We start from the raw sequence: 15075 nt of genomic DNA, 5'->3' as shown, positions 1-15075 counted from the left end.
GCTCAGACCATGGCCAACCGCTGCTTGCGTTGTGGCGCGCGAAACGCTTGGTCCAGCGCCTCCAGATCCCCGACTTCAAGCTGCAATTGTGCCGCTTGCGCGTTGAGCCGCACATGCTCGGGGTGGACCGCTTTGGGGATGGCGATCACCCCGTTCTGACGCAGAATCCATGCCAGCGCTACCTGCGCAGGTGTCGCCTGGTGACGGGCGGCAACCTGCTTGAGCGTCGGATTGGCCAGCATATGCCCGCCCTGGCCGATCGGACAGTAAGCCATCACCGGCATTTTTTGCTGTTGGCTCCAGGGCAGCAGATCAAATTCGATGCCGCGTTCTTCCAGGTTGTACAGCACCTGATTGGTCGCGCAGGCCGGTGAGGCCAGTTCCTCCAGGTCGTCCAGGTCGAAATTGGACACGCCCCAACGGCCGATCTTGCCGTCTTCGCGCAGGCGCTCGAAGGCTTCGACGGTTTCCTCGAGGGGATACTCGCCGCGCCAGTGCAACAGGTACAGATCGATGTAATCGGTATTCAACCGCCGCAGGCTGCGTTCGCAGGCCTGGGGGATGCCTTTGCGGCTGGCGTTGAAGGGGTAGACCTTGCTGACCAGAAAAACCTGGTCGCGCAGGCCTGTGATGGCTTCACCCACCACCTCTTCGGCGCCCCCTTCAGCGTACATCTCAGCGGTGTCGATCAGGGTCATGCCCAACTCGATGCCCAGGCGCAGCGCTGCAACTTCCTTGGTGTGTCGGGAGCGTTCCTCTCCCATGTGCCAGGTGCCTTGGCCGATGACCGGCACAGGGCTGCCGGCCAGCCCAAGAGTCCGCATGAATCCTCCTTATCGAAGTCCGATCGATACTACAGTTGGCAGCAAAATAGCAGGGTGGTTCCGTGCCATCATGAAAGATCGCAGCCCGCGGGGGCGGGGTGTACCCGCGATATCGGAGCTGCCGAAGGCTGCGATCTTTTGATCTACCGGGCGGAGAACCTGAACACCGTGGTCTGGGCATAGGTCTTGCCCGGATCCAGCCGCGTGGACGGGAAGCTCGGCTGGTTCGGCGAGTCCGGATAATGCTGGGTTTCCAGAGTAAAGGCACCCCAATGCGGGTAAATCTTGCCGGCCTTGCCCTTGACCGAGCCGTCGAGGAAGTTGCTGGTGTAGAACTGTACGCCAGGTTCGGTGGTATAGAGCTGCAAGCGACGGCCGGATTGCGGATCGCTGACATCGGCGGCGAGTTTGCCCAGGTCGCCCTTGGCATCCAGCACCCAGTTGAAGTCAAAACCGCCGTGTTTCGGTTCGGCGAATTTCAACTGCGGGTGATCGGCCTTGATGTGTTGACCGATGGCGGTCGGTTGAGTGAAGTCCATCGGCGTGCCGGCGACCGGGGCCAGCTCACCGGTGGGGATCAGTTTGCCGGTGACTGGCGTGTAACGGGCGGCGTGCAAGGTCGCCAACTGCTTCAGCACATCGCCGTTACCCGCGCCGGCGAGGTTGAAATAGCTGTGGTTGGTCAGGTTCAGCACCGTGGGCTTATCGGTGCTGGCCTTGTAGTCGATGCGCAGCTCATTGTTCTCGGTGAGGCTGTAGGTGACCTCGGTTTTCAGGTTGCCGGGGAAACCCATTTCGCCATCCGAGGACAGGTACGTCAGCGTCACACCCACCGAATCCTTGCCCTTGCTCGGTTCGGCTTTCCACACCCGCTTGTCGAAACCTTGAGCCCCGCCGTGCAGCGAATTGCTGCCGTCGTTGAGCGGCACTTGAAAGCGCTTGCCATCCAGCTCGAAGGCGCCGTTGGCCAGGCGATTGCCGAAGCGGCCGATGGTCGCGCCGAAGAACGCCTTGCCGCTTTGATAACTCTGTACGTCATCGAAGCCGAGCACCACATCGTCGAGCTTGCCGTTTTTGTCCGGCACTTTCAGCGACTGGAGAATCCCGCCGTAGGTAATGACCGTGGCCTGCAGGCCATGGCTGTTGCGCAAAATGTATTGCTCGACGGGTGTGCCGTCATTGGTTTTGCCGAAGGCTTTTTGTTCGCTGGACAAACCAGTGGCGTGAGCGGAGAGGGTGGCGATCATCAGGGAGAGTCCGAGGCCGGAGAGCAGGTGTCGGGATTGAAGCATGGTTGACCTTCCTTTTTGTTGTTTTTAAGAAGTAGTCATACTAATGATCGTGCTTTAGCGCGATCAAGGAAGGATTTATAGTCTATGTCTTGAGTAATGCAATTAAAAAGCATTACTAATGAGGGGCGCTTTCAGGGTGACCAGCGCTTACGGACCACCGGCACTGCACTTTTCCAGCTTTCACGGTTCTATCCTTGGGCAGCCTGCGGCGATCCCCACCGCCGGCCCATGCCCAAGTTCAAGAACCCATGGCTCGAGTTTTACCCCGTTTTACCCTGCACATTCGCCGTCATTGCTTGCTGCTGATAAGCCTGTCGATGCTCCTCGCCAGTGGTTGCAGCCATCAGCCGGGCAACGATGTCATCAGCCAGTTTCGCGATGGCAAACCCCAGGAATTCCTCCAGACCAGCGTCGACCGCATGGCGACCCTGACGATGCGCGACAACCTCGAAAGCCTCTACCTGCTGATGAACAAGCTCTACCTGCGCAACCCGCAGGAGCTGAAAAAATCCGGCTTCCTCGATGTCGGCACCGCAGAAAAGCAGGTGCGCATGGCCATCGAACAGCAAGAGCCGCTGCCCACCCTCGGCGGCAAAAAAGACCTCGCGGCGCTGAGCTTTGCCATGAGCCCGGAATTCCTCGGTGACCGGGTCGGCGCGTTCATCTATGCCATCGGCAGCATGCTGGTGACGGCCCATGGCAATCGACTGGAGTTCTACATGACGGATGCGCTCAACCCGACCTTCGTCAGCAATGCTGCGCGCAACATCGAAAAAGCCACCTGGATCTTGAGCCAGCGGCAAAACAGGCAAGGCGAGCCCTTGCTGTTTTCCAACGAAATCTCGGAGGAGGGCAGCAACCTGAGCTTTGCCGTGGAGTTCGGCAAAATCGTCGCGCGACTGGACCTGCTGACCCAGATGCTCGACGAGCGGTACCGGCGGATCGGCCTGAACTACGCCCAGAGTCTGCTGTTCCTGAATTTTTTGCCGGTGCAGTGAGATGTCGGATAAAGCGCAATTCTTGTGGGGTTGGTATTGAGGGGGAAGTCGCTGTTTCAAATCGGTGAATTGGCATAACGATAGACCGCATCGATATATGTGGTTATAAGAAAAATCGCTATGCTGCTGACCGGTTTGTTTCCTGCGAATTTCTGGGCGTATTAATGGATTTCGGTAATTTCGGGTTGGTCGTAGCGGGTCTGGTGGTCGGCTTTATTGTCGGCATGACCGGTGTTGGGGGCGGTTCGTTGATGACGCCGATCCTGCTGTGGTTCGGCGTAAACCCGGCCACGGCGGTGGGCACGGACTTGCTGTACGCGGCCATTACCAAATCCAGTGGTGTGCTGGTTCATCGCAAGAACAAGAACATCGACTGGGCGATCACCGGTTGGCTGACCCTCGGCAGTGTGCCGGCGGTAGCCTTGACGCTGTGGTTCCTGAGCACTTTGCAAACCTCGCCCGAGGCGATGAACGCCGTCATCAAACAGGCGCTGGGCTTCGTATTGTTCGCCACGGCGCTGGCGATTTTCTTCAAGAAACGCTTGCTCGATTTCGCTCACAAACGGGCGGGTGGCCAATACAACCCCAGCGGCTCCCGGTTGAATGCACTGACCGTGATCACCGGTCTGGTGCTAGGCACCATGGTGGCCCTGACTTCCATCGGCGCCGGCGCCCTGGGCACCGTTGCGCTGTTCATCCTGTATCCGCTGCTGCCCACTCGTCGCCTGGTCGGCACCGAAATCGCCCATGCGGTGCCCCTGACCCTGGTCGCCGGCCTCGGCCATGCGAGCATGGGTAACATGGACTGGCACGTCCTGGGCTTCTTGCTGGTTGGTTCGCTGCCAGGGATTTACCTGGGCAGCCATTTGACCGGGCGCATCTCCGACGAACTGCTGCGTCCGTGCCTGGCGACGATGCTGGTGCTGATCGGCTACAAACTGGCGTTCTGATCCGATACCGCTTCCCGAGTAAAAATCTCCAGCAGATGCCCGTCCGGGTCATCGAAATACACCCGCCGGCCACCGGCGTAATCGTTGATCTCGTTGGGCCGCTGCTTACCGGGGTCGGCCCACCACGGCTGCTTGATCGCCTGCAGGCGAGCGAAGGCCGCATCGAAGTCGTCGTCACCAATCAAGAACGCATAGTGCTGGGACGCGATGGGCGGGTCGTTGTTGTAGAAATCCAGCGACACCCCGTTATCGAACTTGACCACCAGCATCGGCCCGAACGGCTCGGGATCAGGCAGGCCGAGGAGGTCGGTCAGGTAGCGTGCCGAAACCTGTTTGTCACGGCACCAGACGATGGTGTGGTTCAGCTGAGCGCTCATGGATAAACCCTCACGATGAATCAGCTATGAGATTAGCTCAGGCTGTTGCGCAATGACCGCCCTGACCTAAGCTTGGGCAAGGCGGAACACAATCGCGGTGCATCGCCCGGAACGATCACCGCGATGCGCAATCATTAGAGCGTGGATATCAAAAGGAGATGCGCATGCTCATCAGGTCTTTGACCCTGGCTACCCTGTTGGCTTTCGTCGGTCCTTCATTCGCCGCCGATGACGATTCCCCTCTGGTTAAAGACGTGGGCCGGGCTCGACCCCTGATTGTCATCGCGCCCAGTTCGGTGGACCCGGTTTGGCTCAACCTGAAAAAATCACTGGACGACTCTGCCAACCGCAAGGGCTTCACCGATCGAAACATGGTGCTGTACACCGTGATCAATACGATGGGCCAACGGGACGGCAAAGACCTCGACCCGCAATCGACGATGGCGCTGATCCGCTCGCTCAAACTGGGCGCCGGCGCGAAGAGCAAAATCATCCTGATCGGCAAGGATGGCGAAAAGAAGCTTGAGCAGTCGGATGCGGTCGAGTTGAAAGAGATATTCAACACCGTCGACCAGCTGCCGACGGCCGAGAAGGAAGCAACGGTACCGGTGCCAGCGCCGGTGGCTGAAGTCGCACCGGTCAAAGGTGCTAAAGGTACCAAAGGCAAACCGGCGAAGCCTGCCAAACCAGCTGAGCAACCGGATGATTGAATTGAGTTGAGTAGTGGTGAGAAGGCTTACCCCAATGGGCGACCCCAACAGGTCGCCCATTTTGTTTGCCAACGGAAATCTGAAACTTGGTGATCCATTGTGAGGTAACCCTGTGGCGAGGGGGCTTGTCGGGTTACTGGGATCAATCGGCCAGCGCACTCAATATTTTGTGAGCGATTTTGATCCGCTCCGGATTCGGGTAGTTTTTGTTGGCCAGGATCACGATGCCGATGTCCTTCGCCGGGATAAAAGCAACGTAGGCGCCGAAGCCGCCGGTTGAGCCGGTTTTGTTGATCAGCACAGTGTCGCGTTGAGGTTGCGGTGGGGTCAGCCACTGGACTTCATGAGCCTCCATCGCCATCTGCGACGAGTTGCCAGCCAGCAATGTGTCGAGCTTCACCGGGTAGTTGTAGAGCTCCCACCCCAGCCCTTGAGTCATGCCACCAACCGTGTAGTAACCGGTATGAGTGATGGCGATCGCTTGCTGCAAAGGCTTTTCCAGCGACGCGGGATTCATGTTTGCCTCAACATAGCGAAGCAGGTCTGTGGCGCTGGTTTTCACGCCGTACGCTTCGGAATCCAGCGCACCCGGCTCGACCCGCACAGGTTTGTCATCCTTGCTGTAACCCTGGGCGTAAAGCCCCATCTGATCCTGCGGCACCTTGAGGTAGCTGTGCTTGAGGCCGAGTTTCGGCAACAAGGTTTTTTCCATCAGCTCATCGAACGGAGCCCCCATGCTTTGGGCTGCAAGATAACCGAACAGCCCAAGGCTGGGGTTTGAATACTGGCGACGAGTGCCGGCGGCGTAGGTGGGTTTCCACTGCTTGAAATAGCCGAGCATTTTGTCCTGATGGTCTGCCTCGCTGGGGAATTGCAGGGGCAGGCCGCCGGCGGTGTAGGTGCCGAGTTGCAGCACGCTGATGTTGTCGAACGCGCTGCCGCGCAAGGCTGGCAGCACCTGACTGGCGTTGTCCGACAAGGACAGTTTGCCGCTCGCCTGGGCATAGGCGGCGAGAGTGGCGGTGAAGGTTTTGCTCACCGAACCGATCTCGAACAGGGTGTTTTCGGTGACGGCATTACCGTTTTCTTTCGAGGCCACGCCGTAGTTAAAGTAATGCGGCTGACCATGGACGGTGATTGCGACCGCGAGGCCGGGGATCTTCTGTTGCTGCATCACCGGTTCGATGGCGGCTTTAACGATGGTTTCGATGCGCTCGTCAGCAAAGCTGTGGCTGGCACCGAGGAGAAGTGCGAAAGCGCTGTAGGATATGAGTTTCTTCTGATTTTTTTTACGCATGATTGAGACGCTGTCCATGATTGTTCGTGGTGTTAACCGCTACACTCCGAGCGGTCTTTCAAGGCGGTCCGCTGTTGGGCGAGCCAAATCTAGGCAGTTTGGCGAAGACCGGCAAACGACGATATTTCGGATGAGCCATTAGAAAATTTTGGGGGCTGGCATGATTCGACCTCATTTGCCGCTGAATGCGTTGCGTGCTTTCGAGGCTTCGGCGCGCCATTTGAGTTTCACCCGGGCGGCCGTGGAGTTGTGCGTCACGCAGGCGGCGGTGAGCCATCAGGTCAAAAGTCTTGAAGCCCAGCTTAACGTGACTTTGTTCAAACGCCTGCCCCGCGGCCTGATGCTGACCAGCGAAGGTGAAACGCTGTTGCCGGTATTGCGCGAATCCTTCGACCGGATTGCCGAAACCCTGGAGCGTTTCGAGGGTGGGCATTTTCGTGAAGTGTTGACGGTGGGCGCCGTGGGGACGTTCGCGGTCGGTTGGCTGTTGCCGCGATTGGCGGATTTTCAGCAGAAACATCCGTACATAGATTTGCGCCTGTCGACTAATAACAACCGGGTGGACGTGGCCGCTGAAGGTCTGGATTACGCCATTCGCTTTGGTGCGGGGGCGTGGCATGGAATTGAAGCGGTGCGGTTGATCGAGGCACCACTGTCGGTGCTCTGTGTGCCGGAGATCGCCCGGCAATTGCAGGCGCCAGAGGATCTGTTGCAACAAACACTGTTGCGCTCCTATCGCACGGATGAGTGGCCGGAGTGGTTTCAGGCGACCGGTCTTTCGGCCCATGCCGTGCTGCCCCGGAGCATCGTCTTCGATTCCTCTCTGGCGATGATGGAGGCTGCGTTGCAAGGTGCAGGTGTGGCATTGGCGCCGCCGCTGATGTTTGCCCGGCAACTGGCGGCGGGCGCAATCGAGCAACCGTTCGCCATCGGGATCACCACCGGCAGCTACTGGCTGACCCGCTTGCAGTCGCGCCCCGAAACGTCGGCGATGGCGGTGTTCCGGGGCTGGCTGCTGCAAGCGGCCCAGATGAAATAGTGTGAACACCACTCCTTGTGGGAGCGGTGTTTCCAGAGGTTTAGCGCACCAGGCACGGCCGCTTGTTATCGAACTTCCATCCCGGAATCAGAAACTGCATCGCCACGCTGTCGTCCCGCGCGCCGAGCCCCATGCTTTTGTACAGCTCATGGGCCTTGGCCAGTTGATCCATGTCCAGCTCAACCCCCAGGCCAGGTTTTTTCGGTACTTGCACGCAGCCGTCGACGATTTGCAGCGGTGCCTTGGTCAGGCGCTGGCCGTCCTGCCAGATCCAGTGGGTGTCGATGGCCGTGATCTCGCCCGGCGCGGCGGCCGCGACGTGGGTGAACATGGCCAGGGAAATATCGAAGTGGTTGTTGGAATGCGAGCCCCAGGTCAGGCCCCATTCATGGCACATCTGCGCCACCCGCACCGAGCCCTGCATCGTCCAGAAGTGCGGGTCGGCCAAGGGAATGTCCACCGACTGCAACTGGATCGCGTGGCCCATTTCCCGCCAGTCGGTGGCGATCATGTTGGTCGCGGTTTTCAGGCCCGTGGCCCGACGAAACTCGGCCATGACTTCACGGCCCGAGTAACCGTTTTCCGCCCCGCACGGGTCTTCGGCATAAGCCAGAACGTGATGCTGATCCCGGCACAGGCGGATCGCGTCCTTGAGCGACCAGGCGCCATTCGGATCGAGGGTGATGCGCGCATCTGGAAAGCGCTCGGCGAGGGCCGTGACCGCTTCGATTTCCTCGTCGCCGCTCAACACGCCGCCCTTGAGTTTGAAGTCCTTGAAGCCATAGCGGGCGTGAGCGGCGACCGCCAGGCGCACCACGGCGTCGGCGCTCATGGCTTTTTCGTGACGTACGCGGAACCAGTCATTGTCGGCATCCGGCTCATCGCGATAAGCCAGATTGGTTTCGTTGCGATCACCGACGTAAAACAGGTAGCCGAGCATTTTCACTTCATCACGCTGCTGACCTTCGCCGAGCAAAGCGGCGACCGGCACGTCCAGGTGCTGGCCAAGCAAGTCGAGCAGGGCGGCTTCCAGGCCGGTGACCGCGTGAATGGTGATACGCAGGTCAAACGTCTGCAAACCGCGACCGCCGGCATCGCGATCGGCGAAGGTCTGGCGCACTTGATTGAGGATCTTCTGGTAAGTGCCGATCGGGCTGCCGATCACCAGTGCGCGCGCGTCTTCCAGGGTCTGGCGAATGCGCTCGCCACCGGGTACTTCGCCGACGCCGGTGTGGCCGGCGTTGTCTTTGAGGATCACGATATTGCGGGTGAAGAACGGGCCGTGGGCACCGCTCAGGTTGAGCAGCATGCCATCGTGGCCGGCCACCGGCACAACCTGCATGCTGGTGATGATCGGGGCTTTTGCGGCTTCTTGTGGGTTCATTTTTTGTCCTTTAAACCAATGTTCAAGCGTGATTCGGCGCTGGTTTGCCCAGTGCAACGGCCGGTACGGGTTTCGGTTTATTGCGCGCGGCGAAGACGATGATCGCGGCGATGATCGAGGTGGCGGCCAGGCCGTAGAGCCCGCCCTGGATTGAACCGGTGTGCTCTTCCAGCAAACCGAAAGTGGTCGGCGCCACGAAGCCGCCGAGGTTGCCCACCGAGTTGATCAGCGCGATCACGCCGGCAGCGATCCGCGCATCCAGGTACGCCTGGGGAATCGGCCAGAACAGTGACGAAGCCGATTTGAAACCCAGTGCGGCGAAGCAGATCGCAACAAAGGCGAAGATCGGCCCGCCGGTGGTGGACATGAACATCCCCGCCGCAGCGATCAGCAGGGCAGTGGCGACCCAGGCTTGCTGGTGCTTCCATTTGCCCGACAGCGAGGCAAAGGCGTACATGCCGACGATCGACAGCAACCACGGAATCGAGTTGAACAAGCCGACCTGGATGTCGCTCAGGTCGCCCATTTTCTTGATGATGCTTGGCAGCCAGAAAGTCGCGGCATAGATAGTCAATTGAATGAAGAAGTAGATCAGGCAGAACAGAATGATCTGGCGATCCTTGAGCAGTGTGCCCAGCGACGGTTTGATCGGCGTCGCGGCTTCGCGGGCCAGTTGTTCGTCATCGATGGCTTTGACCAGCGCGTCCTGTTCAGCCAGGGTCAGCCATTTGGCGTCGTGGGGTTTGGAGTCCAGCCAGCACCAGACGAACACGCATAACCCGACCGAGAACATGCCCTCGATGAAGTACATCCACTGCCAGCCGTGCATGCCCAAACCGTTGATTTGCAGCAGCAGCCCCGACAGCGGGCCGGAGATCAGCGAAGCAATCGCCGAGCCGCTGAGGAAGATCGCAATCGCCTTGCCGCGTTCCACACCGGGCAACCAGCGGGTGAAGTAATAGATCACCCCGGGAAAGAACCCGGCTTCAGCCACGCCGAGCAGAAAACGCAGGATGTAGAAGTGGGTTTCGTTCTGGATGAACGCCATGCAGGCGGCCACCAGGCCCCAGGTCAGCATGATGCGGGTCAGCCAGATTCGCGCGCCGACTTTTTGCAGGAGGATGTTTGAGGGGACTTCGAACAGCGCGTAACCGATGAAGAACAGACCGGCACCGAGGCCGTAGGCGGCAGCGCCAATCCCTAAGTCATGTTCCATGTGGGCGCGGACGAAGCCGATGTTCACGCGGTCGATGTAGTTGACGATGAACATGATCACGAACAGCGGCAGGACGTGGCGTTTCACTTTCGAGATGGCGGACTTCAGGACCGAATCAGCGCCATCGTGCATCCCTGGTATGGATGTATTCACTTGTTTTTCTCCCACTCGTTATTTTTATGCGGGGTGTGGCTGGATGTTGCGTTGTTGATAGACATCATACAACTGGTTTTTTTGATTCGACAAGCGCTTTGGTCCAATAAAATGGCTATTTGTTTGGTGGTTTCTATGCTTTTTGTGGTCGGGCGCGGGGCTTTGATGGTGTTGGAGTGGTCAATTTGTTGAGTGTTGTCATACAAGTTTGGTGCTGTTTTCTGAAGATTCCAGGCGATTCCGGTGCTACGATCCGGGTAGCCCTGCTTTACGGATAATCACCATGCAAGAAGAGATCGACGCACCCGCCCGAAAGCGCGCTCACAACCTGGCCCATGACCTGGTGGCCAAGCTGACCCAGAGCATCCTGCTCGGCCAGATGCTGCCGGGGGATAAGCTGCCTTCGGAGAACTCGATTGTTCAGGAGCATGGGGTCAGCCGCACGGTGGTGCGCGAGGCGATTTCGAAATTGCAGGCTTCAGGGCTGGTGGAAACCCGTCACGGCATCGGCACCTTTGTCATCGAGCGCGCACCGGAGCAGGGGTTGCGGCTGAATGTCGATACCGCGCTGGGCGTGCGCAGTATTCTGGAGTTGCGCATGGGCCTGGAAACCCAGGCCGCCGCGCTGGCAGCGGTGCGTCGCACCGATCAGCAATTGGCGCAGATGCGTGAAGCGCTGGATGACTATCAAAGTTTGCTGGCCAACAACGACAGCTGCGTCGAGGCCGACAAACGTTTCCACCTGCTGATCGCCGAAGCCACCGGCAACGTGTGCTTCACCGAGATCATGCAGCACTTGGGCAATGCGATGATTCCCCGCACCCGCGTCAATGCCGCCGAGCGCGGGTCAGCGGATTTGAGCAAGCTGGGGCAACTCGCCAACCTCGAACACGAGGCGATTCTCAACGCCATCAAGCGCCAGGATCCGGATGCTGCGCGGGCGGCGATGTGGTTGCACCTGACCAACAGCCGCGACCGCTTTTCGGCGGGCGGCAGCTGATTCGTCAGTGCTTAGGGGGGGCTCGTCGCTCAGGTTTCTTAACTCACACCAACATCGCGCATCAACAATCCAAACCGCAAATCCACCGCATCCGGAATTGGCAAATACACCGTATGCCCATCCCCTGGCGCCACTTCTATCGTCTCGCCTCTAAGGTTCTGCAGTTGATGCAGGTCGAAGTGGAAGTTGCCCTTGGGCGTCATCAATTCCATGTGATCGCCCAGGCCAAAACGATTCTTCACCCGCACCTCGGCCAGCCGGTCACGGCGTTCGCCGGTCAACTCCCCAACGAACTGTTGGCGCTCTGAAACCGAGCTGCCGTTCTGGTAGTTCTGGTATTCGTCATGCACGTGCCGGCGCAGAAAACCTTCGGTGTAGCCGCGCTGAGCGAGGGACTCCAGATCAGTCATCAAGCTGCGATCGAACACCCGGCCAGCCACCGCATCGTCGATCGCGCGGCGGTAAACCTGGGTGGTGCGCGCGCAATAGAAATGCGATTTGGTCCGGCCTTCGATCTTCAGTGAATGCACGCCCATCTGTGTCAGGCGCTCGACGTGCTGGACGGCACGCAGGTCCTTGGCGTTCATGATGTAGGTGCCGTGTTCATCCTCGAATGCCGGCATCAGTTCGCCGGGGCGATTGGCCTCTTGCAACAGGAACACCTGATCGGTCGGCGTGCCGAGGCCCAGGGTGGGTTCGGGTGAGTGGTGCTGGACGATTTCACCCAGTTGATTTTCGCTGGCCGGTGTCGCCGAGTATTTCCAGCGGCAGGCATTGGTGCAGCTGCCCTGATTGGCGTCACGCTTGTTCATGTAGCCCGACAACAGGCAGCGCCCGGAATAGGCCATGCACAACGCGCCGTGCACAAACACTTCCAGCTCCATCGCCGGGACGTGCTGGCGGATTTCGGCGATTTCTTCCAGCGACAGTTCGCGGGACAGGATGATCCGGCTCAAGCCCTGTTGCTGCCAGAACTCGACGCTGGCCCAGTTCACCGTGTTGGCTTGCACCGACAGGTGGATCGGCATCTGCGGGAAGTGTCGGCGCACCAGCATGATCAGGCCGGGGTCGGACATGATCAGCGCGTCCGGCGCCATGCCGATTATCGGCTCCAGGTCCTTGAGGAACGTTTTCAGCTTGGCGTTGTGCGGGGCGATGTTCACCACTACATAGAAGCGTTTGCCCTGGGCCTGGGCCTCGCTGATGCCGAGCGCGAGGTTGGCGTGATCGAATTCGTTATTGCGCACCCGCAGGCTGTAGCGCGGCTGGCCGGCGTATACCGCATCGGCACCGTAGGCGAAGGCATAACGCATGTTTTTCAGGGTGCCGGCAGGGGCGAGCAGTTCCGGGGGGATGAGTGGCATGGCGCAAGTCATGGCAGTGTCGATCGCAAAAGCCGGCAAGGGTAAGCGGCCTGCACGCGGGGTTTATTGATCTGGATCTATGCTTGACCAACAAACAGATGGCACTCGCGCCAACCGTGGCGGACTAAACATAAGGACGCGAATTTTCGCCTCTGCGCATTGGCATGGACCGGACATGAACGAAACGAAGCTCCAGAACACTTCGCTGATGGTCTTGCTGGCTGTGGTGACCGTTGCCTTCGTCTGGATTCTGCTGCCGTTCTACGGTGCGGTGTTCTGGGCGGCCATCCTCGGCATTCTGTTTGCGCCCTTGCAGCATCAATTGCAGCTGAAATTTGGTTGGTCACGCAACCTGACGGCCCTGTGCACCTTGAGTCTGTGTGTGCTGATTGCGATCCTGCCGGTAATCATCATCAGTACCTTGCTGGTTCAGGAGGGCGCGGCGCTTTATGGCCGAATCGAAAGCGGCGAACTGGACATTGCCGGGCATGTGTCGCAGTTCAAGCACAGCCTGCCGCTGTACTTTCAGCACTTGCTCGATCGTTTCGGCATGGGTGAGCTGAGCGGGCTTCGCGAGAAAATCATCAAGAGCATGATGCAAGGCAGTCAATTTCTGGCGTCCCAGGCGTTCAGTTTTGGCCAGGGGACGTTCGATTTCGTGGTGGGCTTTTTCATCATGCTGTATCTGCTGTTTTTCTTTCTGCGGGACGGCTCCGAACTGGCGCGCAAAGTACGCGCGGCGATACCGCTGGAAGATAACCAGAAGCGTCGCTTGCAACTCAAATTCAATCGGGTGGTGCGGGCCACGGTGAAGGGCAGTTTGCTGGTGTCGATCACGCAAGGGGCGTTGGGCGGGTTGATTTTCTGGTTTCTGGATATCCCGAGCGTGCTGCTCTGGGCGGTGTTGATGGCATTCCTGTCGTTGTTGCCGGCGGTGGGGGCGGGCATCGTCTGGGTGCCGGTGGCGGCGTACTTCCTGCTCAGCGGTGCGATCTGGCAGGGCACGGTGCTCGCGTTGTTCGGGGTGTTCGTGATCGGGTTGGTGGACAATGTCCTGCGACCGATCCTGGTGGGCAAGGACACCAAAATGCCCGACTACCTGATTCTCATCTCGACCCTCGGCGGCCTGGCGATTTTCGGCCTGAACGGTTTTGTCATCGGCCCGTTGATTGCCGCATTGTTCATGTCGAGCTGGGCGATTTTCGTCGATACCAAACAGCGGGTTCAGCTGCCTTAAGCGCTGAGCTGGCCTGAACCGATGCGTTGCGACAGGGCCTGGGCGTCGGGAAGCGAAGTGAGCGGACCGCTGATCGGTTCGCCGTCCTGCACCAGATACCAGCAGGCGAGCAATCCCAGCGCTCTGAGTTGTGCGGGAACGGCGCTGCCGATAACGGACATAATCTGAACCTGAGCCATAAGTACCTCCATCAATCTATGGGGCTACCTTACGGATCGGACGCTTGAACGGACAATCAACGCTTTCGATAGTCGTCATTGATGCCGGTGAGTGTTGGCGGTCAGTCCACGACTTGATCGAGCATATGCATGACTTCCTGTTCATTGAGCAGGCCTTTGCGCACCAGGTTTTGCGTCAGCAGCGAGAGAAACTTGGCGCTGCGATGGCCTTCCAGGTGCTTGAGCTCGGTCAGTGCGTTGTACACCTTGCTGGAAGTGCACAAGCCGACAATGCGGTGCGGGTTTTGTGTGGGCATGGCGTCGTCCTTGTTTTTATCAAACTGTTGTTTATGGACAGATCAAGCTTGCGGGCCTGTGATGACATAAATATGACCAACTTTACCTGCCGGTACTGTCCCGACAGCGACCTTGACGAGATTTATTCAGACTTCGCTCACCCTGCGGCCACAAAAAAGGCCCCGCTGTTGAGGCGGGGCCTGATGAGTCTTGTTACCAGCGGTCGTCACGGTAATAACCATGGGGATGGCCATAGTAACCGCGCGGTGGGCCATAGTAGCCGCGTGGTGGACCGTAATAAATCGGTGCCGGGCGGTAGTACATCGGTTGTTGGACGTAGACCGGCGCCGGTTGATAGTAGACAGGCGGTGGCTGTACGTAGACCGGTTGAGGTTGAACATAAACCGGTTGTTCTACATACACCGGCCGGTCGCGACCAATGATTGCCGAGCCGATGATTGCCGAGCCGACGATCGCACCAAACACAGCCGGACCTTCCCAGCCACGACCACCTGCTTCTGCCTGCCCTGCGATAGCGAGAGCACCGATCAGCAAGGCTACTGTGGGGATTTTACGGATCATGATAAGTCCTCGGTTCTTCGACCCGGCGCTCGCGTCTGCAATAGACGCAAGTTGTCGCGGGGATACTTCTAAGACAGCGTTTTTTTGAAAATCAGCACAGCCGTTGGGTAAATTTTGTGTAAGGTCTGTACCGGTTTCTTTACGGTGCTGTCTGGTACAGACATACCCTTATGATCGACCACAATCGGGTGGAATTG

General features: G+C 58.8%; 16 protein-coding genes. 6 read left to right on the top strand and 10 right to left on the bottom strand.

Annotated elements, in window-relative coordinates:
* Nucleotides 1-2: 2 nt before the first annotated feature.
* Nucleotides 3-824, bottom strand: a complete 822-nt coding sequence (locus LOY36_RS18485; RefSeq protein WP_258669845.1) for an aldo/keto reductase — start codon at nt 822-824, stop codon at nt 3-5.
* Nucleotides 825-967: 143 nt separating this feature from the next.
* The gene (locus LOY36_RS18480; protein ID WP_258669837.1) at nt 968-2116 is read right to left on the bottom strand and encodes an aldose epimerase family protein; all 1149 of its coding nucleotides are present in this window, start codon (nt 2114-2116) and stop codon (nt 968-970) included.
* A 248-nt stretch (nt 2117-2364) separates the two neighbouring features.
* On the opposite strand from LOY36_RS18480, the gene LOY36_RS18475 reads away from it, so the two are divergent.
* Both LOY36_RS18475 and LOY36_RS18470 read left to right on the top strand, forming a co-directional pair.
* On the top strand, nt 2365-3114 hold the full coding sequence (locus LOY36_RS18475) for a hypothetical protein (protein ID WP_026345722.1): 750 nt from the start codon (nt 2365-2367) through the stop codon (nt 3112-3114).
* A 164-nt stretch (nt 3115-3278) separates the two neighbouring features.
* Nucleotides 3279-4064 (top strand): sulfite exporter TauE/SafE family protein, encoded by a 786-nt coding sequence (locus LOY36_RS18470; protein ID WP_019648385.1) that lies wholly within the window; start codon nt 3279-3281, stop codon nt 4062-4064.
* Here the strand turns inward: LOY36_RS18470 and LOY36_RS18465 are convergent.
* Entirely contained in the window at nt 4046-4441 is a 396-nt protein-coding gene (locus tag LOY36_RS18465) for a VOC family protein (RefSeq protein ID WP_007939410.1), read from the bottom strand. The two genes, LOY36_RS18470 and LOY36_RS18465, sit on opposite strands and share 19 nt — an antisense overlap.
* Nucleotides 4442-4605: 164 nt before the next feature.
* On the opposite strand from LOY36_RS18465, the gene LOY36_RS18460 reads away from it, so the two are divergent.
* Entirely contained in the window at nt 4606-5151 is a 546-nt protein-coding gene (locus LOY36_RS18460; RefSeq protein ID WP_019579989.1) for a DUF4174 domain-containing protein, read from the top strand.
* Nucleotides 5152-5293: 142 nt separating this feature from the next.
* On the opposite strand, the gene ampC is transcribed toward LOY36_RS18460, so the two are convergent.
* Nucleotides 5294-6448, bottom strand: a complete 1155-nt coding sequence (ampC, locus tag LOY36_RS18455) for a class C beta-lactamase (protein WP_309475219.1) — start codon at nt 6446-6448, stop codon at nt 5294-5296.
* Between the two features lie 160 nt (nt 6449-6608).
* Here ampC and LOY36_RS18450 point away from each other — a divergent pair, with 160 nt between their 5' ends.
* Nucleotides 6609-7487 (top strand): LysR family transcriptional regulator, encoded by an 879-nt coding sequence (locus LOY36_RS18450; RefSeq protein ID WP_258669794.1) that lies wholly within the window; start codon nt 6609-6611, stop codon nt 7485-7487.
* Nucleotides 7488-7527: 40 nt separating this feature from the next.
* Here the strand turns inward: LOY36_RS18450 and gudD are convergent, their stop codons facing one another.
* The gene (gene gudD, locus LOY36_RS18445) at nt 7528-8871 is read right to left on the bottom strand and encodes a glucarate dehydratase (RefSeq protein ID WP_258669793.1); all 1344 of its coding nucleotides are present in this window, start codon (nt 8869-8871) and stop codon (nt 7528-7530) included.
* A 22-nt stretch (nt 8872-8893) separates the two neighbouring features.
* Complete coding sequence (locus LOY36_RS18440) at nt 8894-10240, bottom strand: MFS transporter (RefSeq protein ID WP_258669781.1); 1347 nt, start codon at nt 10238-10240, stop codon at nt 8894-8896.
* A 283-nt stretch (nt 10241-10523) separates the two neighbouring features.
* Here LOY36_RS18440 and LOY36_RS18435 point away from each other — a divergent pair, with 283 nt between their 5' ends.
* Nucleotides 10524-11240 (top strand): FadR/GntR family transcriptional regulator, encoded by a 717-nt coding sequence (locus LOY36_RS18435; RefSeq protein ID WP_258669767.1) that lies wholly within the window; start codon nt 10524-10526, stop codon nt 11238-11240.
* 38 nt (nt 11241-11278) lie between these two features.
* Here the strand turns inward: LOY36_RS18435 and yegQ are convergent, their stop codons facing one another.
* Nucleotides 11279-12604: a tRNA 5-hydroxyuridine modification protein YegQ gene (gene yegQ, locus LOY36_RS18430; RefSeq protein ID WP_258669763.1), complete on the bottom strand. Its 1326-nt coding sequence runs from the start codon at nt 12602-12604 to the stop codon at nt 11279-11281.
* 175 nt (nt 12605-12779) lie between these two features.
* On the opposite strand from yegQ, the gene LOY36_RS18425 reads away from it, so the two are divergent.
* Nucleotides 12780-13841: an AI-2E family transporter gene (locus tag LOY36_RS18425; RefSeq protein ID WP_258669760.1), complete on the top strand. Its 1062-nt coding sequence runs from the start codon at nt 12780-12782 to the stop codon at nt 13839-13841.
* On the opposite strand, the gene LOY36_RS18420 is transcribed toward LOY36_RS18425, so the two are convergent.
* The 3 genes from LOY36_RS18420 to LOY36_RS18410 form a co-directional block, all read right to left on the bottom strand.
* On the bottom strand, nt 13838-14020 hold the full coding sequence (locus LOY36_RS18420) for a hypothetical protein (protein WP_258669746.1): 183 nt from the start codon (nt 14018-14020) through the stop codon (nt 13838-13840). The genes LOY36_RS18425 and LOY36_RS18420 overlap by 4 nt on opposite strands.
* Nucleotides 14021-14121: 101 nt before the next feature.
* On the bottom strand, nt 14122-14316 hold the full coding sequence (locus LOY36_RS18415; protein ID WP_007940421.1) for a hypothetical protein: 195 nt from the start codon (nt 14314-14316) through the stop codon (nt 14122-14124).
* 193 nt (nt 14317-14509) lie between these two features.
* Nucleotides 14510-14878, bottom strand: a complete 369-nt coding sequence (locus tag LOY36_RS18410) for a hypothetical protein (RefSeq protein ID WP_019579997.1) — start codon at nt 14876-14878, stop codon at nt 14510-14512.
* Nucleotides 14879-15075 lie beyond the last annotated feature (197 nt).

It is taken from the genome of Pseudomonas sp. B21-019, assembly GCF_024749225.1.
GTDB lineage: Bacteria > Pseudomonadota > Gammaproteobacteria > Pseudomonadales > Pseudomonadaceae > Aquipseudomonas.
This window is presented reverse-complemented; position numbering and strand designations above follow the sequence as displayed.

Bases quoted from the DNA above. Each gene is read 5' to 3' on its own strand.
- LOY36_RS18460 (WP_019579989.1), top strand. From the start codon at position 4,606: ATGCTCATCAGGTCTTTGACCCTGGCTACCCTGTTGGCTTTCGTCGGT.
- LOY36_RS18420 (WP_258669746.1), bottom strand. From the start codon at position 14,020: ATGGCTCAGGTTCAGATTATGTCCGTTATCGGCAGCGCCGTTCCCGCA.
- LOY36_RS18415 (WP_007940421.1), bottom strand. From the start codon at position 14,316: ATGCCCACACAAAACCCGCACCGCATTGTCGGCTTGTGCACTTCCAGC.
- LOY36_RS18475 (WP_026345722.1), top strand. From the start codon at position 2,365: ATGGCTCGAGTTTTACCCCGTTTTACCCTGCACATTCGCCGTCATTGC.
- LOY36_RS18435 (WP_258669767.1), top strand. From the start codon at position 10,524: ATGCAAGAAGAGATCGACGCACCCGCCCGAAAGCGCGCTCACAACCTG.
- LOY36_RS18450 (WP_258669794.1), top strand. From the start codon at position 6,609: ATGATTCGACCTCATTTGCCGCTGAATGCGTTGCGTGCTTTCGAGGCT.
- LOY36_RS18480 (WP_258669837.1), bottom strand. From the start codon at position 2,116: ATGCTTCAATCCCGACACCTGCTCTCCGGCCTCGGACTCTCCCTGATG.
- ampC (WP_309475219.1), bottom strand. From the start codon at position 6,448: ATGCGTAAAAAAAATCAGAAGAAACTCATATCCTACAGCGCTTTCGCA.
- LOY36_RS18485 (WP_258669845.1), bottom strand. From the start codon at position 824: ATGCGGACTCTTGGGCTGGCCGGCAGCCCTGTGCCGGTCATCGGCCAA.
- LOY36_RS18425 (WP_258669760.1), top strand. From the start codon at position 12,780: ATGAACGAAACGAAGCTCCAGAACACTTCGCTGATGGTCTTGCTGGCT.
- LOY36_RS18410 (WP_019579997.1), bottom strand. From the start codon at position 14,878: ATGATCCGTAAAATCCCCACAGTAGCCTTGCTGATCGGTGCTCTCGCT.
- LOY36_RS18465 (WP_007939410.1), bottom strand. From the start codon at position 4,441: ATGAGCGCTCAGCTGAACCACACCATCGTCTGGTGCCGTGACAAACAG.
- LOY36_RS18470 (WP_019648385.1), top strand. From the start codon at position 3,279: ATGGATTTCGGTAATTTCGGGTTGGTCGTAGCGGGTCTGGTGGTCGGC.
- yegQ (WP_258669763.1), bottom strand. From the start codon at position 12,604: ATGCCACTCATCCCCCCGGAACTGCTCGCCCCTGCCGGCACCCTGAAA.
- gudD (WP_258669793.1), bottom strand. From the start codon at position 8,871: ATGAACCCACAAGAAGCCGCAAAAGCCCCGATCATCACCAGCATGCAG.